The following is a 25023-nucleotide window of genomic DNA, read 5'->3' as shown; positions in this document are numbered from 1 at the left end:
CTAGTATTTTCTTAAGAAGCTGGGGCGGGTATTAAACCATTCCTGTCTAATGATTTGTAGGCATTCCGTAAATATTCTTTCGATTACTTGCGTCGAGTTTGCCAAAACACGAATAGTAAATCCCGGAACATATAAAAGTGATATTCCCGATTTAAATGAATCCCTACTTTCATTCATGACGTGAAATAACCGATCAAGAAGATGATGATCTGTTTGTTTCCCTACCACTATCATGGAACCTAAATGCGTAAAGCCTTCCATGAATCCAAGTCCGCCCATATTTTGGGTAGACGGACTCAATTTAATATGGTCGTAGACGGCCAGCTCGTTATCGATATAAATCTCATTTAACAATTGAATGCTTTCATAACGGAATCGTTCGCCCTCAGGAGACCACCCTGGAGTTATGATATCTGTATAAAGAAAGGTTGCGTTTTTTTCCATACGAACAACGTTTTTTTGTTTATACCTTGCCTGTTGGTACGCGATGAGCGGATCAGGTAAATACTCAAGAAAACTTCCTTCTTTAAGAATGATCTCTGTTTCCTGATACACATGACTATTCGGTGTTTTATAAACTTTTGTAGCAGATTGGGTTGTTAAAGTAAGTTTGGCTTTTTCATCCAAGGTAATCTTCATTTTATAACGATCGCCATCCAAATAGCCCCCGCCAGGATTTAAAAGATAATAACAAGCTTGACCTGAATGATCATGATAAACTGGACGCATAACTTTAAGTGCACCTTGGAAGTACACGTTTTTTGCGACTGTTTTTCCCTTCCGTTCCTCTGCCTCCAATCTCAATTCGCCAGTCCAATCCCCCATTCTAAGCCAACCCTTCTAATAACGCATTCTGCTTCAGCCAACTAATGACATCGTCTAGTCCTGAATTGTCTTTTAAATTTGTAAATACGAAAGGCTTATCTCCACGGAATACTTTTGTATCAGACTCCATTACATCAAGGGACGCCCCAACGTACGGAGCTAAATCCGTTTTATTAATAATAAACAAATCAGATTTGATCATCCCTTGTCCACCTTTACGCGGGATTTTTTCACCTTGAGCTACATCAATAATGTAGATCGAGAAATCGACTAATTCCGGACTGAATGTAGCCGCTAGATTATCCCCGCCGCTTTCGATAAATATGAGTTGTAAATCCGGGTGTTTTCCCTTTAATTCATCAATTGCCGCAAAATTCATAGAAGCATCTTCCCGTATGGCTGTATGCGGACATCCCCCTGTTTCTACGCCAATGATACGATCTCCCGGCAAGACACCATTTTGCATCAGAAATTTAGCATCCTCTTTGGTATAAATATCGTTTGTAACGACTGCCATGCTTAATTCATCATTTAAATGCCGGGTTAATTTTTCCACTAACAATGTTTTTCCTGCTCCAACAGGTCCTCCAACCCCGATTTTAACGAGTCCCATCCATATACACTTCCTTTCAACATTTTAAGACATGAAGATTCGTATATTTATACGCTCATGTATCATTTGCGATAGTTCTAATCCAGGAGAGACGATGCCGAAATCCTCCTCATCCATCTGCTGAATTTTCTCGGAAGCCCTTATTAAATTGCTCTGGATTTCACGAATAATTCTCTGACCTGCCGTCTGCCCCAAAGGGATTGCCCGTACAGCATTTTGGACAAGACTTGAAACTACGGAATGCAAATAATAAAGAGTCGTTGTGAATTGCGGTACTTCAAGGTATTGTGCAATCATCRTAAACACAATCGCAGGATGTCCAATAGATTGTTTTTCATTAATCCTTTTTCTGTAAGTTGCGAGTATAGGCGCATCATATAAAGTTCCAACAAGGTTTAACATGCTCTCTCCCATTCTTTGGGTACCTTCTCTAGTTTCCCGAGGCAGATTTTGTACCGTCAACAGTCGATCCAGCTTCCACACTTTATGGAAATTTTCTTCTTCCAACGCCCGATAAACCAGATGACAAGCAAGCCCATCTGAATAGATGAGCTGCTCATTTAAATAAACATGAAGCCACTGTGTGAATGTATCTGGGTTGTGTACGATATCTTCTTGAATATAACTCTCAAGTCCGAAGGAATGACTAAATGCCCCGATTGGAAAGTTCGAATCGCATATCTGAAGCAAAGAAAGCATCTTATCCATGGCTATGCCCTATATGTCGAAATCCCTGCTTCACTTTGCGCTCTTCTCGCGTGAATGGAATATGAAGCTCCTTCAAAACCTCTTCTACAAGGTAATCGTATTGCACCATCATCTCGTTATTTTCAAAATGTGCGGGTAGATGCCGATTCCCTAATTGATGGGCAATTGTCCCCATTTCATTCAGGTTACGCGGTCTAATCACCAATAAATCATCAGCAAGAACATCGATTACGATCAAATTTCGATCATCCATATAGAGAACATCACCAGCCGCCAAGTCACGAGATTCTTGTAACCGAATGCCAATTTCTCTCCCATGATCCGTTGTAACTCGTTGTATTCGTTTCATTAAAAGAGAGCTTTCAAGGTAAACTTTTTCGATATGGCGTCTTATAACTTCTTCTTTTTCCATACTGTCGATATTTGCTTCAATTCTTTCAACAATCAACCTTATCACCTCAGAATAGGAAATATCTTTGGCCCATTGGAACTTTATCAACAGGATCACATGTAATGAGTTCCCCGTTTACCCTTACCTCGTAAGTTTGAGGATCAACGGTGAGCTCAGGTGTTTCAGAATTAAGTTTCATATCTTTTTTCGTTAATTTTCGAATGCCATGAACCGGAAGTATCATTTTTTCTAACCCGAGCTTTTCATGTACTTTTGCTTCAATAGCTGCTTGGGAGAGGAATGTTATCGAGCTTCTTAATAAAGCTTTCCCACAAGCGGCATACATGGGACGACAAATAATCGGTTGCGGAGTCGGAATGGATGCATTTGCATCGCCCATCATTCCATACACGATAAAACCACTTTTTAGAACCAATTCGGGCTTCACGCCAAAAAACGAAGGTGACCAAATTACAAGATCCGCGATTTTCCCTACTTCAACAGAACCTACATAGTCAGAAATTCCATGCGTAATGGCAGGATTAATCGTGTATTTCGCTATATAACGCTTTACCCGATTATTGTCAGAAAATCCGCCATCTCCTTCCAAGGAGCCTCTTTGTTTTTTCATTTTGTCAGCTACCTGCCATGTTCGAATGATGACCTCACCGATTCTTCCCATCGCTTGAGCATCTGAACTTGTCATGCTGAAAATCCCCATATCTTGCAAGATATCTTCGGCAGCAATGGTTTCTTTACGAATCCGTGAATCTGCAAAGGCAATATCTTCAGGTACAGACGGATTTAAGTGATGACAAACCATTAGCATATCTAGGTGTTCGTCGACTGTGTTAACGGTGTATGGCAAGGTAGGATTTGTCGATGAAGGCAGTACGTTCATAAAGCTTGCGGATTTGATTAAATCCGGGGCATGTCCTCCACCTGCTCCTTCCGTATGATACATATGAATAACTCGGTCTTTAATAGCAGCCATCGTATTTTCAACGAATCCGCCTTCATTCAAAGTATCCGCATGGAGTGCCACCTGTACGTCAAATTTATCCGCCACTCGGAGCGCATGGTCTATTGCAGAAGCAGTTGAACCCCAATCTTCATGAACTTTGAGTCCAATTGCTCCTGCACGGATTTGTTCTGCTAAGGGTTCTTCCGCTGCAGCCTGCCCTTTGCCAGTGAGTCCAATATTAATAGGAAACCCCTCTACTGCTTCAAGCATCCGGTGAATATTCCATTCCCCCGGCGTGGCGGTTGTTGCTCTTGAGCCAGCGGTTGGACCGGTCCCTCCGCCAATTAATGTGGTAAGACCTGCGGAAAGCGCAACGTCCACTTGACCTGGATTAATGAAATGAACATGGGTGTCCAGTCCGCCTGCCGTGACAATCATTCCCTCACCAGCAATGACTTCTGTCGAAGCTCCAATTACAATATCGACTCCATCCATAATCAAAGGATTTCCGCTTTTTCCAATTCCAGAAATTTTTCCATCGCGAATCCCAATATCTGCCTTATAGACCCCTGTATAATCTAGAACGACTGCATTTGTAATCACAACGTCTGGAATGCCATCGCCTCTTGTAACAAGAGGATGCTGGCCCATTCCATCACGAATGACCTTCCCTCCACCAAAAACGACTTCATCGCCGTAAGATGTATAATCCTTTTCAATTTGAATAAATAATTCTGTATCTGCTAAGCGAATGGAGTCGCCGGTAGTAGGACCATACATTTGGGCATATTGCTTTCTTGTCATATTAAAACTCATTAGTTTCGCCCTCTTTCCACAGAACCATCTACTTTATTATTAAATCCATATACCTCGCGTTTTCCGGCATAATCAACCAATTCCACTTCTTTTTCATCACCTGGTTCAAAACGAACAGCAGCACCGGCAGGGATGTTTAATCGTTTTCCGAAAGCTTCATCCCGATTGAATTGAAGGGCTTCATTTACTTCATAAAAGTGAAAGTGTGAGCCAATTTGAATAGGTCGATCACCTGTATTGGTCACTTTAACCTTCGATGCCATTCTTCCCTCATTGCAAGTAATCGGTTCTTCCTTTAAAATCAATTGACCTGGTTCCATTTCTATAGCCATTTACGTAAGTCTCCTATCTTTTTTATCGAATTGGACTATGTACAGTTACTAATTTCGTTCCATCCGGAAATGTTGCTTCTACTTGAATATCATCAATGATTTCTGGTATTCCCTCCATTACATGATCCCTTGTCAAAATATTCGCCCCATATTCCATCAATTCTGCTACAGTTCTGCCATCTCTAGCGCCTTCTAGCACCTCATAGGTAATGAACGCTACTGCTTCGGGATAATTCAATTTCAGTCCTCTATCTTTCCTTCTTTTAGCAAGATCTGCTGCTACCACAATCATGAGCTTGTCTATCTCACGCGGTAATAATTGCATCTTAAATCCTCCTTATTAAATCGAATCCACTTGCTTTCTGGAAAAAAAATGAAACTCACTTTTATAAATTTGCCCATTAAAAAATCATTTAAACTTGAATGAGAAATTAGTTTCTCGAAGCAACAAATAACAAAGACCGCATCAAATAGATGCGGTCTCTCACTTTAATGTATTCACCCCGAATAGTTATTGTATCCAGAGATTGAACAATCCTTCTGTTACTCCTAAGTTATACATATAATAAACTCCAAAAACAGTACTAATGACAGCAGTCAATTGAGTGAGTGGTTTATTGAGACTATATTTTTTGGCACTAAGTACAAATGGTATCCCAATCACTGTGGTACAGATAAGCATACCAACAACAGTTCCTGCACCAAAAACAAGGATGTAAATAGCACCTTCCCAAGCACTCTTTACTGTACTCATGGTCAGTAGAACCACAGCACCACTTCCTGCAAGACCATGAACTAAGCCAATCAACATGGATTTAAAATATGAAACATTATTATGGTGGTGTTTATGCTTATGTTTGCCATTATGTGTATGAGAATGGATGTGCAAATGGTCTGCTTCATCATGTTCATGCTTATGTACATGTAAATTTTTTAAGGAAAGGATAGTTGTAAGCCCAAGATACACAAGCATAATTCCTACTAAAAATTCTAGGGACATCGCCCATTTCTCTGGTATTTCACCTTTCATAAGAATAAGTAATATTCCAAAGATAAATAAGGTTGCAGTATGACCAATCCCCCAAAACACTCCCGATAAAGTGGAGCGTAATAACTTTTTACTTTGACTAGCAATAGTCGATACGGCTATTACATGGTCTGGCTCAATTGCATGTTTGATTCCAAGAACAAATCCCAAAGCTAGAATAGATAACAAATTAGCTTCCATAGTAACCTCCCAATTATTGAATATCTAAATAGATTATATATTTTTTTATTCTGAATAATGCTATTCTTTAGCTGAACTAAATAATTCTTTTTATCGTATCGTCCAAAACGCTAAAAGGTACCTTAACGGACTTAATAACAAAAAGAGGGGTTAGCCGCCCCTCTTAACTATTTCCGCCAATACATCCCTTAATGCGTCTATTATACTTTCCTTCTAGTTCTCTTAGAGTAACCTACTAATGCTGCAAGACTTAGTAGTAATATACCAATAGACACTAGCAGTGGTATTATTTCTTTCATAACGAACCACACTGCAGCTGAGGGCATAACAGCTACAGTCGATATCATCAACAACGTTATTATTATTGAGATTAAAGTTGTAGGTCCGCCTTTCATTGCATTTCACCTCCCCTATTCTTATAGTACCGCTACTAGTAACACGAAGCTCAAAACAATATACCTATTGATACTAGTATCGGTGCTACTCCGCCTATAACAGCTGAGACGATAATAGCTATGATTGATATCGACAACAAAGTTACTATTATCAAGAGTGAAGTACATGATTTCCTCCTGTTGTATCAAACCCAAACTGAATGTATCTGCTCCAAACCTGTCCCGGATATAAAATCTGTTTAGGCCAATCGAAATGATTTACGGCGTCAGGTAACTGTTGTGCTTCCAATGCAAGCGCACAGCTTGGCATGGCTGGGCTACTCTCTGATAATTGCAACGAAGAATCCAAATAGCCGCCCGAATATAATACTATCGCAGGAGCATCGGTATATAACCGCATTCTGCGACCAGATGCTTGATCATAAAGAACCGCAGCAGCCCTCTCTGGACCATCATTATTTTCTTTATTCAATCGAAATGCATGATTGTATCCTTTGGCTTGCACTAGCTGAATATGTTCAGGATCTGAAGTAACTTGTTCTTCAATAATAGCTGGCTTGCGAAAGTCAAAAGGCGTATTATTAACCGAATGCAAGCCTATTGGTAGATGCTCCTCATTATTGAAGCATACTTGTTCCGCATCGACGTGCAGCTGATGATCAAGTGCGCTTCGCGAGAAATCGCCGCATAAATTCACGTAGAGGTGACTTGTCAAATCCACCCATGTTGGCTTGTCCGTCACTGCCGTAAATTCTATGCGGAGGCTATTTTCAGCAGTGACAATATATCTAACGAGGAACTCCCGGTTTCCAGGGAACCCATCCAGTCCGTCTGGCAAACAGCATCTCAGCGTCAAACTGACAGCGTTCTTCATTACATGTTGATCAACTACATCCCAAATCTGCGAAGATAATCCATGTGATCCGCCATGCAAATTGTTTTCCCCATCATTTCTGCTTAGCTGATAAATGCTGTCATCCAGCGGAAGATTCCCCCCCTTAATGCGCCCTGCCGACGGTCCAATAACTGCTCCTGCGTAGGAACCTCCAGCGTGATTCTCCATACTCATTGGTGAAAGTGCGACATTATGAGCTTCACCATGCCGATCAGGTACCATCAATCTCCGAATGCTTGCGCCATATGTGGACACCTCCACTGTAAAACCACTTCCGCAATCGAGCAGATACATTGTATTTGCCATGCTACACCTCTTTCTATCCCTGATGATTCCGATCCTTCTCAAGTATTCAGACCCTTCAGAATCTTTCTCCTCTTGATCTACATTTTATCCGTATAATATCAGTTCCGCCATACCTATTCTGAACCCACCACCAGCAGTTATGTCCATGATGGTTACGCGTACATAATTTATTTGGTCATACTGCTTAGCAAATGTTTCTGGTGTGAAATGCTGTCCACCTACATAGCGATTATCAAGTGCCTTTTGCCATGTTTCACCATCAGTAGATACTTCTAAATCATACGTGTACCAGTTACTGTCCTTTTCCCAGAAAATACAGCTTCCAACAACTGATTGAGGTTTATTGAATTTTATTGTAACTGACTGAGGAAAAGTTAATTCCTTTGATAACCAACCTGTTCCTATAGTCGTTACACCATCTCTAAGCTTATCAGTACCCCTATCAGCAACACAATCTGAAGATGCTGTAATTGATTCAATTTTCGCATCTGTTATAACGTCACCTGGTTGTTCAGAAGAACTTGTAACAGGTTGATGAGCTGCAATATTTTTATATGTCTGTTCTGTGGTTTCCAGCTTTTCAACTCCACCTATCCATGGCGTATGCTGTCCATCAGGGACAAATTGACCTTCATATGGTACTGTGTTTACTGTTTTTACTCCTGCATTTAATCGTTCTGCTGCAGCATGAATATTTATATTTCCACTAACGTCTGCAGTTCTTACAAATGCAAAACCTATACCACCTTCAACACACTGTTCTTCAACACCTATTCTTTCAATATTTTGGCCAACTAGTTCTCCTGCACCTGTTACAGCAATTTTAATTTTGCCATCGTAGTTTGGTACTACAGTTCCATTCTTATCAACTACTTTAAAATATACAGGTATTAAATCTGAACCATCTGCTACTGGCTTTATTCCCCTATCACGTACTTCAACTTCTATTCCGGCAGCTTGACCTGGCGTTATAACTGTGTGAGTTTTAACCACATTTCCATCTAAAATAGCTTCTGCTTTAAGCTCTCCAGCTGCAAACTTATCTAATTTAAATGTAAAGATTGGACTTCCACCTTTTTCAGCTATGTTAGGAACAGATTTTAAAGCCTCTTCCCTCGTAATTTCTTTCACCAATTCATTATTCTGATAGAGCTTAACACTGTCACAGTTACTGAATACGTTAACAGTTAGGTTTGATGTTGGAGAATATGTACTTGCAATAAATACCACCCCACCATAAACAGAATTTCCAGCCAATTGCATTGATTGTAACCAGTAGTAATCATATTTCTCATATCTGTCTATATCTACTGATCCACTTCCCAATGTCTCTGTTGTTGATCCACGTGCGTAGTCATTCCAGCTCCATAAGAAGTATCCACCTATTCTGTCACATGCATCAAGGCCACCCCAGTCAGAGTAACCCTCTCCATTTAAATATCTCTGACGAGTCAAGATCTGAGTAATCATAGCGTCTTCGCCTTGTTTTCTCAAAGCCTTGCTAGATTCTTCAAAATCACCCCATTCACGAGTAAAGAATGGCTTGTTTGGATTAAAATCCGTCCATTTGCTAGGGTCAGACTTCCAATTCGTATCAACAACTTTGTAATTAACATCATATAAAGATCCCTGAAGTCCATAGTCTGCTGCTGTATACATCTGATTGCCAGGATATTCTGCATGAGCAATAGCAGTAGCCTCTTTTGCCCATTCTGCTGAATAGCCAGTCTCATTAAGTGATGTTTCCCATAGTATGACTGACGGTCTATTTCTGTCGCGTCTAATCATTTCACGTGTATCTCTTAATGTTAGATCATAGAACTTTTCACTGTTTGTGAAATTCTGCCATCCGGGCTGACATTCAATAACTAATAAGCCTAATTCATCACATGCATCTAAAAAGGCTGGATCACTTGGATAATGAGTAGCACGAACAGCATTAAATCCATTTTCCTTTATTTGCATGGCATCACGATACTGCATAGAGTTAGGGGCTGCATCTCCAATATTCTGATAGGACTGATGACGGTTCGCTCCGCGTAAATATAATCTTTCACTATTTATATAGAATCCATCTGCCTTGTACACTATAGTTCTGATACCTATCTTTGTAGTAACAGAATCAACTAAAGTTGAGCCATTGTAAACTTCACTTACTAAAGAATAAAGATAAGGTGTATCTGGATGCCACAAATTTGGATTTGCTACAGTTAGATCCTGATTGAACTGCATATCACCACCTGCTGCAATACTTGCTGCATCAGTTTCAGCCTGCGCAATTGTATTTCCTTCCTTGTCCACAAGCTTACTTACAACCTTCGTATCTGCTGATGTATTATTCTTGTTTACGACATGAGTTTTTACATTAACCTTGGCATTCGTTCGACTCACTTCGGGATAGGTTACAAAAACTCCACCACTCGCTGTTTGATCAGCCTGTAATGCATCTGAAATGTGTAAATTATTTGTAATTTTCATGGTTACATCTCTGTAAATACCACCGTAGTAATGGAAATCGAGATTTGCTATTGGCTTTCCTGGAGGTGTATCTGGACTATCATAGCTAGATACATTTACGGCTAAAACATTGGTTTCACCAAATTTCACTTTATCTGTAATATCTACAGAAAATCCTACATAACCACCATTACGAGTATAAATTTTTTCTCCATTTAAATATATTTCACTGTCAATCATTACACCTTCAAAGTCAATATTGATTGTATTTCCTTGGTACTTCTCGTCAACAGTAAAATAACGTCTGTACCAACCTATCCCTTGATATACTGATCGTCCACCATTAGAATGTTTCTTCTCCAGTCTCATTGTGTGTGGAATTGTTATATTTGCAAATGCCTGATCATCATAGTCAATTGCTTCTGCACCTACTAGATCACCTCTGTAGAATCCCCAGTCACTATTAAAATTCAATACTGTTCTACCATTTGTATTCCGCTTGTTAACCATGAGGCCAAACCTTTATAACCTTCCGACCCTCTCCAGTCATTTCGAAAGGACCCGGATAAGGATTGCTTACATCTCTTGCATCCCCTAAATAATCAGTGTCCATCTTAAACTGCTTACCGTCAGTATCTTCATAAGGCAATTTCGATATCCGAGTTTGATCAAGGAGCTCTGTCGTTACTAATTTGCGGCTTTTGTGATTTTTCCAATCCATATCACATGCCAGATGTAGATATACAGAATCTTCTTCGATTACAAACTTGATATTAGGATCAAACCAGTCTGCTTCGAGAGGCGCCGTCTCGTGTATACAAGGTTTCGCTCCATTAAGAAACACGTTCCCATCCATAAATACCAGATAAGCCGCAGAATCATACTTACTTAACCCGATCAGATCCTTTTGAGCAACAACTAAGTTGTTATATAGGCGGTCATCTCCGCATTCAAGCGTATGATGTCCTGCAAGTTCAGTGGAATGCGCTCGAAGATATGGCGTAGAGCGTCCTAAGTCGGGCAATATTGAAACTGCTCCCATAAACAGATTATGAACGTAGGCTCCACCTTGAGAAACGTTCAGCAACATATCCTTGGAATCTGTAGAGAGACAAAGGTTATGATCCACCATAAACGGACCATGATTGACTTCAACGAACAGATCACTTGAATAGTTGTCATATAGCAAGTTCCTAGATACACGTGTTCCCTGAGTCATCCAGTCAAACCAAAGCCCAATCACCGAACGATAGATACGGTTTTTACTTACCAAAGTATCAATGGCGCCGTGAAACTTAATGGCGGCCATCTCCTCTCCTGTGAAGGAGCGCTGCACATGAATATCATGAATAACGTTTTCAGTTATGACGCTGAAGCAAGCCCCCAAACTGCCGGCAATACCAGCCATCTCACAGTGAGAAATGGTATTGCCTCTAACGATATGATGGCCGATTTGTTCGTTGTTCCAACCATTCCCCAATGCGCGATCAATCGTTCTGTGATAAGCTTCGGTAGTTGTCTCAGCATTATCCCACTCGTCACCATATTTGCCGAGGGAAATCCCCGTACATCTCGAATGACTGATGACATTATTCTCAATAATCCACCCTTTGCTCCAGTGAGTTCCAATCAATGCAATCTGTTCGGCGGTCGGTGGAGCCCAAGGCGTTGCCGCATGACGCATCGTAAAGCCTCTGACGGTTATATAGTTGATGCCTGACTGCTTCGGATAGAACACGGATTGTCTTACATTAATCTCAACTAATTCCTCATTCGGGTTGGAGTTGCCAAAATTAGCCCAGATTATCGTATTCTGCTCGTCAACTCTTGCGAACCAGAGCATTGTGTTGCCTTCATTATGTATGACATCATTAAATTCAGCTGCTTCTAACAGCCAATCCCCGTTCAAATAAATCGCTCCAGTATGGTGTTCCCGCCCCTTTGGCTTAAACCAATCCCCTTGAATAAGGTCATCGTATGGATTAAATCCCTGAAAAAAAGAATTGGGGATGATCACTTTCCATACATCCCCTTGCACCTTTTCCCAATTATTCATAATTTCGGAGCCCTTTATTTCAACCTTTTCACCAACTGCAGCTTGATATACAATTCTACGAGCATCCGATTCTCCGCCACATGGGGGATTAATTCTCTCCCGATAGGTGCCCTCATGTACAGTGATTACATCCCCTGGCTGCGCCTTATCAGCTGCCGCTGAAATGGTTCTTAATGGAGCTGTTAGTGAACCTTCCCACGAGTCGTTACCCACCAATGAAACATGGTATTCTTTGCCTGACATCCGTAATCACTCCTTAAATAGAATGTAAATAATCAATCATCATCTGGATCCTGGCCTAAATGCAGCCTGTATTCGCTGAGCGACATGCCAAAATGCTTCTTGAATCTCGTGTAAAAATAATTATTCCTTTCAAGACCAACCTTCTCGATTATCACAGACAAAGGGATTTTGGAGTTGCGCATATAATCGTCCAGCCTGTGCATGCGGAAATCAAAGATGTATTGCGCGATTGACTGCCCATATATTGTTTTAAACAAACGGCCGATATAATTCGGTGACAAACGCAACTTTTCAGCGATCAAACTGAGACATAAGCCCGTATTGGAATATTCCTGCTCTACAGTTCCGATAATACGTTGCATCAAATAGTCGTTGCTGCCCGATGAGTTTTTGAGGATCGAAATCTTTGCGCACAGCTTTTCCAGAAACGCATTCATCAAAATATCAATATCTGTATCCACTTCTGCCTCTTGAATATCATGCAAAAACTCCTGCAGAAATAAATCCTGATTATCCTTTATTGCAGGCATTTTGGCGAGCACACTGGAGTAAATGCTATAAATCAAATGGATCATGTTGGTTATAATTTCATTGTAAGAAGATTTAGATAATTCTCTATAAATAGATCTATAGATTGCAACAGCTCCCTCACTATCGCCTTCCAGCACTTTTTCGATCATCTGTAGTTCCTTTTTAACTGGAATATGGAAATCATCCGTATTGATTTCATCTATCATATAGGGTGTAATAATACATCCATGACCATAACGAATTTTTAATTGAATCGAATCCTTCAAGTTATTATACATGCTTGGTAAATGCTTCAGCCCTTGAAACAGAGTGCTATAAGTGACAGATAATGAAATATTAAGATAATATTGTGTTTTGGTTTGTACTTCTCGTAAATATCGCTCCAGCGGTTCCTGCAAAACTTTATATTGGGTTACTGTGGCACAGTCAACAAGCATCAGAAATTTATCAGACTCACAGCTGAATATTTCACAAGTACCGAATGGTTCAGCGATTTCTGTTGCGATATTCACAACTGCATAACGCAATGCCAAACATTCTTTTTGACTATTTTGGGATGTAAACCGACTGTAATTATCAATTTTAAAAAGACACATACATAACTGATTGGAAGAGATATATTCTAAATTCAAATCTCGCAATTTTTCCTGAACTGTTTTCATTGAATATGTAGTACTTTCACTTAATAGCGAGTTGAAAAAATCATGTTTGGCAGCATAGCCTGTTCCACGCATAACCCGATCAAGCTCAAAGTTTTGTTTTTTAATAGATTCAAACACAGACAAAATATATTGGAATTCTTCTGTATTCGATACAAGCGCATCCTGTTTCTCATGAGCTTCCCCAGTCATAATTCTCGTGATTGCTTGGATCGGACTATTCAACCTACGTGCCAAAAACAAGGAAACTGAGACACAGAATCCAAATACGATCACTGCAATACCCACCGCAATCAGCGATGCCGTGATAACATCTTTTAAAATTGTTTTAACCGGAGTTAACCCCATTATGTACCAATTATTAGCGTTGCTTTGACTGTATGACACAAGATAACTGATCCCGTCAATTTTTTGCACCTGATTCCTATTGCCACTCAATGTCTGTACTTGCAGACTCAATTCGCGTATAGCACTATTGTCATGCTTGAAACCGGGTGCGAGAACCGTGCTCAGAACAGCACCTTTGGAGTCAAGCACTAGAAAAGATGTATCTGGAACCGGATCATATCGATTAATAGCCTCTATGGATTTAGTAAGCGTATTCGTCCTGATATTGATAACAATTGCGTTTTTGAGCCCAGATGCAGTCGAGTTAGGATCTAATAATATGTATGAACATGTATCAGCCGATTGCGTTTCTTCATCAACATGTGCCACTACGGGACGCCCTTGATGCTCTTTCACAAAATTATTGTCTGTTAGCAGATTTACCAGTACTTGATCTGAGAATGTAGACGCAGGCTGACGCTCACCACTGCGAGAAGAGTACAACAAATCTAAATCCGCATTGTAAAGATACACGCTCTCGATATCGTTCAATGTTAAAAAATGCTTATCAATTACCTTGCTTGCGAGTAACGAAATGAGTGTATCATTGTTTGCCATGTTTAGAAAAGCAATGATATCTTTATCACTGTAAAGCGCTTGCCCTAATTTTTTGGCCGTCTCGTCGAGATACGTAATACTATAATTGGATTGTGCAATTAGCTTGTCGTTATAACGACTGGTCATATTAAATGTGGTGCGCAAAAAGGTAATCGTCAAAAAAACCGTCAGTAAAACAGTGATGATGATCGTGATAATCAAAAAGGATAAAAATAATTTACGCAAAAAGCTCGTTCGATGAGTTTTTTTATTCGAGAACTTCATTGCGACCTCCTTGTCTATTTCCATTTCTATTATAGAAAAAATAAGATATCACCACAATGAATTCTAACATTTTGTAGAAATCATTATTTTTCTGAGAGGCCTTGTGTCAAAAAACTAAGAGAACCCAATTTTTAATTGTTGAGTAATAATAAGGCCCCTCCTACAATGAGGACAGATATATAAAAGCTGCAAAGAAAGGAGGGAGAGAATGAAGACAGTTATTGCACAGCCGATACATAAAGGCAAGTCCTACAAAGCATTGCGCAGCGCTCGCCGTCAGATGCCTTTCTATTTAATGATGGCTCCTGGTTTAATTTTTATTGCGATCTTGTGTTACATCCCGATGGTCGGCGTTATCATTGCCTTCAAAGATTACAGTGCACGCGATGGTATATTCGGAAGTGCATGGATGGATCCGCTGTTCAAAAACTTTGAATTTTTCTTCAAATCCGATACAGCGAGAAGTGTTACTTTTAATACGATTTTTTACAATTTATTAGAAATTGTTTCGGTTACGCTTTGCGCATTGGCATTAGCTATTCTATTAAATGAAGTCAAAAACAAATTTGTATCTGCTACATATAAAGGTTCCATTTTACTGCCAACCTTCCTCTCTTGGATCGTCATCCAGTACATTCTGTTCAGCCTGCTGAGTGTTGACCGTGGTATTGTCAATAACACGATTACCGCTGGCGGCGGTGAAGCCATTCACTGGTACAGTGAACCGTCTTACTGGCAAATCATCATGCCAATTGCCTATCTGTGGAAGAACATCGGTTATTTTTCGGTGCTGTATGTGGCAGCAATTGCCGGAATTAACCCGGATTACTTTGAAGCTGCAGAGCTGGATGGCGCTTCGAAGTGGCAGCGAATTAAATATATCACGCTACCGCTTTTGAAACCGACTATCATTATTCTTTTACTGTTGTGGGTCGGCAAATTGTTCAATGGTGGCTTAGGTGACTGGAACGGATTCTACACGCTTCCAAATGATGCGGGTGCTCTATATGCAACAACAGACGTTATCGATACACTTGTATTCCGCTCGCTAAAGAAGTTAAACGACTACGGCATGGCATCGGCAATTGGTTTATATCAAGCAGTAATTGGCTTCTTCCTTGTACTAATAGCTAATTACATCATTAAAAAGACTGATCCTGACAGCGCACTTTTTTAAAGCCGCTTCTATTTGGGAGGGAAAGACATGCTTCTGAGAAAAATACATTTTTCCAAAATAGTGATTCATCTCATTTTCTTTGCGATGAGCCTGGCTTGCATTATTCCGCTTCTTTTGGTTGTTTCTGTGTCGTTTACTAGCGAACAATCACTGATGCTTGACGGGTTTCATCTTTGGCCTGAAGAGTTCAGTACTGCAGCTTACCAATATGTGTTCAGCGGAGCAGGCTCTATTCTAAATGCATATGGAGTTACCATATTCGTGACTGCTGTTGGTACATTCTTACATCTATTGATTACTTCCATGCTGTCGTATTCACTGACACGTCCCGAAGTAACTTACCGTAAAGCGCTCACTTTCTTTGTATATCTGCCAGTCCTATTTAATGGTGGTCTAGTTCCACAATACATTTTACTTACGCGATATCTGCATCTAAAAAATACGATTTGGGTGTTGGTTATTGTTTATCTGGTGTCGACTATTAATGTGCTGATCATGAAAAATTTCTTCCGCAGCATCCCGAACTCTCTGATTGAGTCAGCACGCATGGACGGCTCGGGTGAAATCCGTACGTTTTTCAAGATCGCGCTGCCGCTTTCCAAACCGGCGCTGGCAACGATCGGTCTGTTTATTGCGATTGCGTACTGGAACGACTGGTTGACCACCTCGTTATACATCGAAACACCAAAATTGTACACCCTGCAATATTTGCTTCAATCTTTAATGAACAATATTGGGTATTTGCAGGCAAATGCACAAGCTTCACAGTCAATAGAGGCAGCCATTGGCATGCTGCCAAGTGAAGGTGCACGTATGGCAACCTGCGTGCTCGCCATTGGCCCAATTATCTTGCTGTATCCTTTACTCCAAAAATACTTTGAGAAAGGCTTGACAATTGGCGCTGTAAAAGAGTAATTTTACCGGATAAATATTCGGAAAATTAAATAAATTTTAGGGGGATAACTCATGAGAAAAATTTTTGCAAGTATGTTGTCCGTAACTCTGGTGTCAACCATGTTGTTGGCCGGCTGTACACAGAAAGACGCAAGCTCTACCACTAATCCATCTTCCACTTCCACCAGTCCAGCTGCCACTCCTACTCCTGCTAATGAAAAAATGGTTGATCTTAAATTCTACATGATGAACACTCCTGTCAATGAATTGGACCGCATCATGAAGAAAGCTAACGAAATCATCGGCAAGGAAATCAATGCCAAACTGAATTTGATTCTTGTAGACAGTAGTACATATGCTGAAAAAATGAATCTGATGATCAATTCCGGAGACGATTGGGATCTCAGCTTCACTTCAAGCGCGTTTGACATCAATTACTTTGGAAACGCCGCCAAAGGTGCTTATGCTGACCTGACCGACCTCATCCCTAAATACGCACCTGAAACTTATTCCCGGATCCCAGCAGGTTTGTGGGATGGCGTTAAAGTTAACGGCAAAATCTATGGACTTGTTAACTATCAACAATGGGGCACCTCTAAACGTAACGGATTTGCGTTCCGCTCTGACCTTGTGGATGAAACTGGTTTTGACTGGAAAGCAGTCAAAGGGAAACCAACAATTGAAGCTCTGGAAATGATTGGTCCTTTCCTTGGCAATGCGCTCGCAAAGCATCCTGACATGATCGGATTTGAGACCAGCTCTAAGCACAACATGTTTGCAAACGAGCCACTCTACTGGAACATGGAAGCTGTAGGTGATTTGACCATCCCTGGTTGGATTAACCTAGATCATCCAGACAAAGTCATCAACCAGTTTGAGACTGAAGATTTCGCCAAATACGTTGCCATTATGCGTGACTGGTACAACAAAGGTTATGTACGCAAGGATGGCGCAACGGTAAAAGATACGACTCCTGACCGTAAAGCAGCCAAATTCGTGGCTGAGATTACCTACGGCTGGCCTGACAGCATTGACTACGCTGGCAATCCTGATGCCAACAACATGTCGATGACTAAAGAGTCAGGAACCGGAAAGGCTGTAACCGTATCCACTACTCGTACCATCATTCCTGCAGGCTCTGCTTCCATCGCAGCTGTTGCAATTAATTCAAATTCAAAACACATAGAAAAAGCTCTTCAGTTAGTTGAACTGCTCAACACTAACGATGATCTATACAAACTGATTACGATGGGTGAAGAAGGCACTGACTACAAATATGACGAAAAGGGCAAGTACACTTTGATTGAAGGCAAATACAATTTCAATTGGAACGAATGGCAAATCGGTCAATCTTACAGCCCAACTTTCAACCGTGGAGCCTATGACAAGAACGAATCCGGTGCAAAACAGAAAGAAAGCCAGACAATAGTTTACGAGAATGACAAAACAGCAGAGATCTCTCCTGTGTCGGGCTTTGTGTTCGATCCGTCACCTGTTAAAACACAAGTTGCAAACGTCTCTTCAGTTACTGACGAGATGATTCCAGCTCTCAGCTCTGGTTCAGTTGACCCTACTAAAGTATTGCCAGAACTCCTTAAGCGTCTGAAGACTGCTGGCGTGGACGACATTATCAAAGAAAAACAAACTCAATATGATGCTTGGAAAGCAAACAAGTAGAAACTGTTTCAACGTCTTTATAAGACGGGTGCATTTCTGCGAGAAATACTTAAGAATTAGGAGCCTGGCGATATAAATTCTTATATTTAAAATAATTTCTCGTTTTGTATAAAATCCGGTGTATTGCTTCTTAGAGTACACCGGATTTCTATTCTAATAAGCCTAATGGAGAGGAACCCGATATGCGCTATTCACTTATGTGCAAATCTTTTACTGGTAGTGAGGTGTTAGACTACGAGAAAGTTCTTGTGAATCTGGATAACAGCCACTATGCTTTTTCGCAGTTCCCTTGCAGCGCTTCGATCACAGTGCAGACACTGTCACATGGACAACAATTGGATATTACCTTGATATTTAGAGAAGATACGTCCATTCCAATGAACTTTTCACTTTCTATGGAAACGGATCAATGGGATAAGAGCAACTATGTGCTGATGCCTGGTGCGGTTTATAACGGCAATCGCTTTGTAAGCTTACCTCTTCCGTATGCGCCTTATTATGAACCTCCCCAAAATAGTCATTTTGCGGATGCCGAAGTCATCACCAGCATTCCTCATCTAGATATTGAGAAGATGCAGTCGCAAATTTCTTTACTCTCTGGTGATATGACTTCGCCTTTATGCGGGTTCTATGATTTTAACAGCCAAGCCGGCTCAACTCTGTTGGGGAAACATCAATGTGGCGGTTTTTATACAGGCTTTACCGTAAATGAAAATCAAATCGACCATCAAGCTACTTTTACGCTTTCTGTTCCAGGCGTGCGTGAAGCTGAACAATATTTTTTTGGTGATCAAAACGACGGACAAGGCTTTCGTCCGGATGCATTAGCTCCTTCGCATGATACCGGAGCAATTTTTAAGGAAGGTGATACGCTGACTTTGACTGCCTGTATTTATCATTGGCAGCAAATATCATTGCATAACTTTTTCCAGCGGGTAAACAGTGCCAAAACAGCTTTGGAAACCTCAACAAATTTCTATAGTGTGCCATTTTATAAGGCTTATACAAGCATCAAAGAAAAGTACCAAAAGGAGAATTTTACAGAAGAAGGATATTATTCGGTAGGAACCGACTGGAATATTCCTCAGCAGTGCTGGCAGGCGGGTTGGATCGGCGGAGGCATGAACAGCTATCCATTCTTATTGGAAGATACTTCTGAAGCTCGGCAGCGCGCTATTTCTACTCTCCGCTTTATCTTCTCACGCTTACAGCATTCCGGCGGCTGGGTGTATGGCATGTATGGACACGGAAAGTTCTATAGTGACGGTGGTGACAGTAAAAGCGATTCGATTCTATTAGTTCGAAAAAACGCAGATTTGCTTTATTTCGCATTGAAACAGTTGCTCTGGCTTTCGGATAACGACTATTCTACGCATGAATTTGATCAGCCTATAAAAGCGCTTTGCGATGCATTTGTACGACTGTTCCACAAATATGGGCAACTCGGACAGTTCATTGATATGGCCGAAGATACAATCGTTATAGGCAATTCCGCCGGAGCATGTATGGCTGTTGGCGCGCTAGCGCTCGCGAGTGAATATTATCAGAATCCAGAATACTGCCATGTTGCCGAGCAGCTCGGTGAATATTATTACATCAACTATGTCAATAAAGGTATGCTTAATGGCTGCCCTGGTGAAATCTGTCAGGCACCGGACAGCGAGGCGGCCTTCGCCATGCTGGAAAGTTATGTGCAGCTGTTTGAGACGACGCATAAGAGTATCTGGCTTTCTCATGCACAAGAAACCTGTGAAATTGCTATGACGTGGGTTATGAGCTATGACTTTGTATTTCCTGCTCACAGTACCGCAGCCAAGCGTGGTGTTCACAGCAGCGGCACCGTATTTGCCAATGCGCAGAACAAACACTCTGCTCCGGGTATTTGCACGCTTTCAGGCAACAGTCTTCTCAAGCTGTTCCGTTTTACTGGCAATGTAAAATATCTACACGATCTTCACGCCATTGCACACAGTTTACCGCAGTTTGTATCTCTAGCAGAAGATCCGGAGTTTACTCTTGAAAAGAAATATCTGCCCGCAGGCTATATGAACGAGCGCGTACAGACAAGTGATTGGGAAGGCAAAGAAACCGTCGGGGAGTTCCTCTATGGCTCCAACTGGCCGGAAGTTTCTATGTTACTTACATTCGTCGAAGTACCGGGCGTCTATGTAGATTTTACAAGCCGCATACTGCAGGTGTTTGACCATGTGGAATGCTTTGTCACACAGTGGAATCCAGACTCTGTATCGCTGGAATTGTATAATCCTACAGCATACAGCACAATTGTCACCTTGCTAGCTGACGAACATACAGACGCAGGGCGCATGACGCACAATTACTTTGAAGCAATGAAAACTGTGCCACTTTCAGCCGGAGAGCGAATACAAATTGAACTCAAAAAATAACAGGAGGCTTTCATGATGTTGAATATTGGTGTTATTGGATACGGCGTACGGATCGACATGCTGATGGATGATCTGTTCGCGCTGCCTTATGAAATTTGTATCAAAGCAATCGCAGATACCAACCATGAGCGCGTGCGTGCTCTGATGAAGAAGGACGGCTCCAAAGAAACCATGCACAATATGGAAATCGATAAAATCGACGGACTTTTGCGCAGCTGCGAGATGAATCCAGATACCATTCATTTTTATACAGATGCAGACGAAATGTTGGACAAAGAGAAACTGGACGGCGTGATCGTAGGTACGAACTGCAATACGCATACTTATTTTGCGACCAAGGTACTGGAACGCAATTTGCCGTTGTTTTTGGAAAAACCGGTAGCGACTTCGATGGAGGATTTGAGAACGCTTGCCGAGTGCGAAGCGAAAGCAATGGCTCCTACCGTTGTTTCTTTCCCGTTACGCGTCACACCGATCGTGCAGGAAGTAAAGCGCATTCTGGATGCTGGCACAATTGGTAAGGTGGAACATGTACAAGCGTTCAATGATGTACCTTATGGTTTTGTATATTTCCATGATTGGTACCGCAATGAGGCTATTTCACATGGACTATTCCTGCAAAAGGCGACGCATGATATCGATGTCATCAACTATCTGTTAGGAGAAGAGCCTGTCAAAGTTTGTGCAATGAAGTCCAAGCAGATTTACAAGGGCGATATGCCAGCAGGCTTGCGCTGCAGCGAATGCGATAAGTGGGAAACCTGCATGGATAGTACTTACAACATCATTCATTTACGTAATGACACGCCACGCAGCGACTACTGCGGATTTGCAGTAGACACAGGCAACGAGGACTCTGGCAGTATGATTGTAAAATACGAGAGCGGCATGCACGCCATGTATTCGCAGAACTTCTTTGCCCGCAAAGGTGCTGCACGCCGAGGGGCTAGGTTATATGGCTATAAGGGCACCGTAGAATTCAATTTCGCCACCAATGAAATCAAAGTATTTGACCACATGAGTGATAAAGTAACCACTGTGCGTCTCGATGATCAAGGCTCGCGTCATGGCGGTGGAGACATTGTTCTCATGCGGAATTTTGTACATCTGATGCAGGGCAAAACAACCGAATCTGTGTCCTCGCTGAAAGACGGTATCAGAAGTACCCTTGTATGCCTGCAGGCCAAAGCGTCTTCCGAAAGCGAACAATTTTATCCTGTCACTTTTTAAATAACGATAAAGGACTGGTATTATGAACTACAATTATCATCAGGATTTACAATCCGTCCGGGTAAACACAATGCCTGACCGGGCTTATTATATTCCCTGTGCACCTAACCAAATCACTAATTCGAAAGTAAACAATGAGTGTGTGCTGCTGTTGAACGGAAGCTGGCAATTTAAGTATTATCCTTCCTTTGCCGAAGCTTCTCTGGATGGTACTCCGGATAGCGTCCTCCCGGTTCCTTCTAACTGGCAAATGTACGGGTACGACAAGCATCAATATGTCAACATTGATTATCCAATTCCATATAATCCGCCTTTTGTGCCCAAAGAAAACCCGTGTGGCGTTTATAAACGAACTTTTTCAGTGCAGCTTACAGAAGTAATGCGCTTTTATCTAAATTTTGAAGGTGTAGATTCCTGTCATTATGTGTTTCTTAATGGACTATTTGTTGGATATAGTCAGGTATCACACTCTACTGCAGAATATGATATTACCCCGTTCTTGCACAGTGGTGAGAACGAAATCATGGTTGTGGTTCTCAAATGGTGTGATGGAACTTATCTGGAAGCACAGGATAAATTCCGTATGTCGGGCATTTTCCGCGATGTATATGTGCTGAAACGCCCGCAAAACTACATTCGCCATTATGTGGTGCAAATGTTGATAGAACCTGGAAGCGCAAAGGTATCTTTCCACTTTGAAGATGAAGGACCTGCACTTCACAAATCCATTCAAATTCTGGATGCCGCAGGCAAGCCTGTTGCTCAGGGCGAAACATGCGACGACACACTTTGTCTGACCATAGAAAACCCTGTGCTTTGGAATGCCGAGCAGCCATATTTGTATCAGATGGTACTAGATACCTTACACGAGCGAATAGTAGATACTATTGGGATTCGGACCATATCTACACGAGGCAAAGTGTTGCTTGTCAACGAGCAGCCCATCAAATTAAAAGGCGTAAACCGCCACGATAGCTATCCCGATACCGGTTATGTGGCTTCACGTGAGCAAATGGTACGTGATTTGCAGTTGATGAAGCAGCATAACATCAACGCCATTCGTACATCACATTACCCAAACGCACCGGAATTTTATCATTTGTGTGACGAATATGGCTTCTATGTGATTGATGAGGGCGACATGGAAACGCATGGCGCATGGTCGAGCCATGGTTTGCGCGATAATGACTGGTATGCCCTTGTCCATCATGATCCGCAGTTCCAAACGGCTATTGTGGACCGTGTGCAGCGTCTAGTCACTCGCGACATCAACCGCCCTTGTGTAATCATCTGGTCACTTGGCAACGAGAGTGGATTAGGTGTCAATACGTTAACCGCTGTTGACGTTGTGCGGAAGATGGACAGCTCACGTCTGCTTCATTATGAATCCAAAAACTATATGCCCGAGGATGAGGGGAAATTCAACTTTGATATCATGGATTTGGAAAGCCATATGTATCCTGATCTTGAGTATACAGAAAAACGGGCTCAGGAAAGCAACAAGCCATTGATCCTGTGTGAGTTTACCCATGCAATGGGCAATGGTCCCGGCAGCTTATCCGAATACTATGATTTGTTCTATCGTTATCCTAGTTTTGCCGGCGGTTTTGTGTGGGAATGGTGCGATCATGCGATTGTACAACACGACGCGAATGGCAACGCACAGTATCTTTATGGCGGGGATTTCGGCGAAGAGCTACATGACGGTAACTTCTGCGTAGACGGATTAGTGTATCCCGACCGCACGCCGCATACCGGTTTGCTGGAGCTGAAAAACTGTGCCCGTCCTGTTCATGTTACAAGAGAAGCTAACACTTTCTGGGCAGACAACAAACTAGACTTTGCAGACCTTTCCGATGCTCTTGTCATTGTCTGGACACTCGAACAGAACGGCACCAAAATAGCAGAAGGCGCTATTACCGATTTCAGTCTTGCTCCGCATTCGAAAGCACAATTGCCGATTTCACTTCCACATATAGATGGTTCGCGCATCTATCTGAAATTTGAATATCTACAAAAAGCTGAACATCCGCTAATCCCGGTCGGAACATCCTTGGGATTTGATCAATTTGATCTATCCACGGAGATATTCAGCATGAGCTTGCCTGTATCGCATCACACCCTATCGGCTCAGAAGACTGAAACTGGATGGCTGGTACACGGCGAGGCATTTTCTTATCATTTTAATACAGAACTCGGTACTTTTGATTCGTATGTAGTTAATGGGATCGAGTGTTTTGCCAAACCGGCTGAATTTGATATTTACCGCGCCCCTACTGATAACGATATGACTGAGGCTGGAATTGCCTGGTACGGTCCACATTCCTGGAAAAGCCTTCGACTGGATGCAGCATATGCCTATACTTATGAAACATCGGTAGAACAATCGAATTCATGTGTTACTATTACCTGCCCTCTCTCGCTTGTAGCAGATCGTGCAGCGCCTTTCTGTAATATACAAGCAGTTTATAAAGTGTATGGAAGCGGATCTGTTGAAGTCTCCTTGCAGGTATCCGTGCGTAACGATCTTGCATACCTGCCGCGTTTTGGCATGCGCTATTTCCTAAAGGGCGATTTTCAGAATTGCACCTATTTCGGCTATGGCCCGCAGGAGAGCTATAGTGATAAGCATGCTGGCAGTTACAAAAGTATGTTTCATGCAACCGTGCCGGAACTTTTTGAAAACTATATTTTTCCTCAGGAGAACGGTTCGCACTACGATACAGAAGAATGTTCACTATCGAATGGGAATACGACGCTTAAAGTATGCAGCACAAAGCCGTTCAGCTTTTGCGCCTCGGAATACACGCGTGAAGAGCTCGCTGTTAAGAAACATCATTTCGAGTTACAGAAAAATGGCTGCACGGTATGGAATATTGACTATGCAATGACCGGTGTCGGCTCTGGAAGCTGTGGTCCCTACACATTGGAACAATATCGTCTAACTGATAAAGAATTTGTGTTCGACTATACGATTGTAGTCCAAGCGAAATCATAATATCGAGGAGGCGC

At 41.7% G+C, this 25023-nt stretch carries 18 protein-coding genes; 6 read left to right on the top strand and 12 right to left on the bottom strand.

Features of this window, described 5'->3' with window-relative positions; genetic code table 11:
- From AC1DOK_RS10150 to AC1DOK_RS10095, 12 genes are all read right to left on the bottom strand, one after another.
- Complete coding sequence (locus AC1DOK_RS10150; RefSeq protein WP_477554158.1) at positions 1 to 825, bottom strand: urease accessory protein UreD; 825 nt, start codon at positions 823 to 825, stop codon at positions 1 to 3.
- Position 826: 1 nt separating this feature from the next.
- Positions 827 to 1438 carry an urease accessory protein UreG gene (ureG, locus tag AC1DOK_RS10145; RefSeq protein ID WP_477554157.1) on the bottom strand — a complete coding sequence of 204 codons (612 nt, stop codon included), beginning with the start codon at positions 1436 to 1438 and terminating at the stop codon, positions 827 to 829.
- Positions 1439 to 1462: 24 nt separating this feature from the next.
- Positions 1463 to 2146, bottom strand: a complete 684-nt coding sequence (locus AC1DOK_RS10140) for an urease accessory protein UreF (protein WP_477554156.1) — start codon at positions 2144 to 2146, stop codon at positions 1463 to 1465.
- Entirely contained in the window at positions 2139 to 2594 is a 456-nt protein-coding gene (gene ureE, locus AC1DOK_RS10135) for an urease accessory protein UreE (protein WP_477554155.1), read from the bottom strand. Before ureE ends, AC1DOK_RS10140 begins: the two co-directional genes overlap by 8 nt.
- 10 nt (positions 2595 to 2604) lie before the next feature.
- On the bottom strand, positions 2605 to 4317 hold the full coding sequence (gene ureC / locus AC1DOK_RS10130) for an urease subunit alpha (protein ID WP_477554154.1): 1713 nt from the start codon (positions 4315 to 4317) through the stop codon (positions 2605 to 2607).
- Positions 4317 to 4637 (bottom strand): urease subunit beta, encoded by a 321-nt coding sequence (gene ureB, locus AC1DOK_RS10125; protein WP_477554342.1) that lies wholly within the window; start codon positions 4635 to 4637, stop codon positions 4317 to 4319. The genes ureC and ureB overlap by 1 nt, the downstream gene beginning before the upstream one ends.
- 34 nt (positions 4638 to 4671) lie before the next feature.
- Complete coding sequence (locus AC1DOK_RS10120) at positions 4672 to 4974, bottom strand: urease subunit gamma (RefSeq protein ID WP_477554153.1); 303 nt, start codon at positions 4972 to 4974, stop codon at positions 4672 to 4674.
- Between the two features lie 186 nt (positions 4975 to 5160).
- Positions 5161 to 5877, bottom strand: coding sequence for a HoxN/HupN/NixA family nickel/cobalt transporter (locus tag AC1DOK_RS10115; protein ID WP_477554152.1), 717 nt, complete (start codon positions 5875 to 5877; stop codon positions 5161 to 5163).
- A 546-nt stretch (positions 5878 to 6423) separates the two neighbouring features.
- The gene (locus tag AC1DOK_RS10110) at positions 6424 to 7473 is read right to left on the bottom strand and encodes an aldose epimerase family protein (RefSeq protein WP_477554151.1); all 1050 of its coding nucleotides are present in this window, start codon (positions 7471 to 7473) and stop codon (positions 6424 to 6426) included.
- An 84-nt stretch (positions 7474 to 7557) separates the two neighbouring features.
- A complete protein-coding gene (locus AC1DOK_RS10105) occupies positions 7558 to 10440 on the bottom strand; it encodes a glycoside hydrolase family 2 TIM barrel-domain containing protein (RefSeq protein WP_477554150.1) in 2883 nt (960 codons plus the stop codon).
- Positions 10433 to 12229 (bottom strand): DUF1565 domain-containing protein, encoded by a 1797-nt coding sequence (locus AC1DOK_RS10100; protein ID WP_477554149.1) that lies wholly within the window; start codon positions 12227 to 12229, stop codon positions 10433 to 10435. The genes AC1DOK_RS10105 and AC1DOK_RS10100 overlap by 8 nt, the downstream gene beginning before the upstream one ends.
- A 32-nt stretch (positions 12230 to 12261) precedes the next feature.
- Entirely contained in the window at positions 12262 to 14628 is a 2367-nt protein-coding gene (locus AC1DOK_RS10095) for a helix-turn-helix domain-containing protein (RefSeq protein ID WP_477554148.1), read from the bottom strand.
- Positions 14629 to 14836: 208 nt separating this feature from the next.
- On the opposite strand from AC1DOK_RS10095, the gene AC1DOK_RS10090 reads away from it, so the two are divergent.
- From AC1DOK_RS10090 to AC1DOK_RS10065, 6 genes are all read left to right on the top strand, one after another.
- Positions 14837 to 15805, top strand: coding sequence for an ABC transporter permease (locus tag AC1DOK_RS10090; RefSeq protein WP_477554147.1), 969 nt, complete (start codon positions 14837 to 14839; stop codon positions 15803 to 15805).
- 27 nt (positions 15806 to 15832) lie between these two features.
- Positions 15833 to 16720, top strand: coding sequence for a carbohydrate ABC transporter permease (locus AC1DOK_RS10085; RefSeq protein WP_477554146.1), 888 nt, complete (start codon positions 15833 to 15835; stop codon positions 16718 to 16720).
- A gap of 51 nt (positions 16721 to 16771) precedes the next feature.
- Positions 16772 to 18376, top strand: a complete 1605-nt coding sequence (locus tag AC1DOK_RS10080) for an ABC transporter substrate-binding protein (RefSeq protein WP_477554145.1) — start codon at positions 16772 to 16774, stop codon at positions 18374 to 18376.
- A gap of 182 nt (positions 18377 to 18558) precedes the next feature.
- Positions 18559 to 20781, top strand: a complete 2223-nt coding sequence (locus AC1DOK_RS10075; RefSeq protein ID WP_477554144.1) for a hypothetical protein — start codon at positions 18559 to 18561, stop codon at positions 20779 to 20781.
- Between the two features lie 15 nt (positions 20782 to 20796).
- The gene (locus tag AC1DOK_RS10070; protein ID WP_477554143.1) at positions 20797 to 22011 is read left to right on the top strand and encodes a Gfo/Idh/MocA family protein; all 1215 of its coding nucleotides are present in this window, start codon (positions 20797 to 20799) and stop codon (positions 22009 to 22011) included.
- A 151-nt stretch (positions 22012 to 22162) separates the two neighbouring features.
- On the top strand, positions 22163 to 25009 hold the full coding sequence (locus AC1DOK_RS10065; RefSeq protein ID WP_477554142.1) for a glycoside hydrolase family 2 TIM barrel-domain containing protein: 2847 nt from the start codon (positions 22163 to 22165) through the stop codon (positions 25007 to 25009).
- Positions 25010 to 25023: the final 14 nt, after the last annotated feature.

This window comes from Paenibacillus sp. P5_B5 (assembly GCF_056400365.1).
Note: the sequence above shows the minus strand (reverse complement) of the source record. Positions and strands in the feature narration are given on the sequence as shown.

Excerpts from the sequence above, each read along its gene's own strand:
- AC1DOK_RS10105 (WP_477554150.1), bottom strand. The coding sequence starts at position 10,440 with ATGGTTAACAAGCGGAATACAAATGGTAGAACAGTATTGAATTTTAAT.
- AC1DOK_RS10110 (WP_477554151.1), bottom strand. The coding sequence starts at position 7,473 with ATGGCAAATACAATGTATCTGCTCGATTGCGGAAGTGGTTTTACAGTG.
- ureC (WP_477554154.1), bottom strand. The coding sequence starts at position 4,317 with ATGAGTTTTAATATGACAAGAAAGCAATATGCCCAAATGTATGGTCCT.
- AC1DOK_RS10150 (WP_477554158.1), bottom strand. The coding sequence starts at position 825 with ATGGGGGATTGGACTGGCGAATTGAGATTGGAGGCAGAGGAACGGAAG.
- AC1DOK_RS10095 (WP_477554148.1), bottom strand. The coding sequence starts at position 14,628 with ATGAAGTTCTCGAATAAAAAAACTCATCGAACGAGCTTTTTGCGTAAA.
- AC1DOK_RS10115 (WP_477554152.1), bottom strand. The coding sequence starts at position 5,877 with ATGGAAGCTAATTTGTTATCTATTCTAGCTTTGGGATTTGTTCTTGGA.
- AC1DOK_RS10070 (WP_477554143.1), top strand. The coding sequence starts at position 20,797 with ATGTTGAATATTGGTGTTATTGGATACGGCGTACGGATCGACATGCTG.
- ureG (WP_477554157.1), bottom strand. The coding sequence starts at position 1,438 with ATGGGACTCGTTAAAATCGGGGTTGGAGGACCTGTTGGAGCAGGAAAA.
- AC1DOK_RS10080 (WP_477554145.1), top strand. The coding sequence starts at position 16,772 with ATGAGAAAAATTTTTGCAAGTATGTTGTCCGTAACTCTGGTGTCAACC.
- AC1DOK_RS10120 (WP_477554153.1), bottom strand. The coding sequence starts at position 4,974 with ATGCAATTATTACCGCGTGAGATAGACAAGCTCATGATTGTGGTAGCA.
- AC1DOK_RS10100 (WP_477554149.1), bottom strand. The coding sequence starts at position 12,229 with ATGTCAGGCAAAGAATACCATGTTTCATTGGTGGGTAACGACTCGTGG.
- ureB (WP_477554342.1), bottom strand. The coding sequence starts at position 4,637 with ATGGAACCAGGTCAATTGATTTTAAAGGAAGAACCGATTACTTGCAAT.
- AC1DOK_RS10075 (WP_477554144.1), top strand. The coding sequence starts at position 18,559 with ATGCGCTATTCACTTATGTGCAAATCTTTTACTGGTAGTGAGGTGTTA.
- AC1DOK_RS10090 (WP_477554147.1), top strand. The coding sequence starts at position 14,837 with ATGAAGACAGTTATTGCACAGCCGATACATAAAGGCAAGTCCTACAAA.
- AC1DOK_RS10085 (WP_477554146.1), top strand. The coding sequence starts at position 15,833 with ATGCTTCTGAGAAAAATACATTTTTCCAAAATAGTGATTCATCTCATT.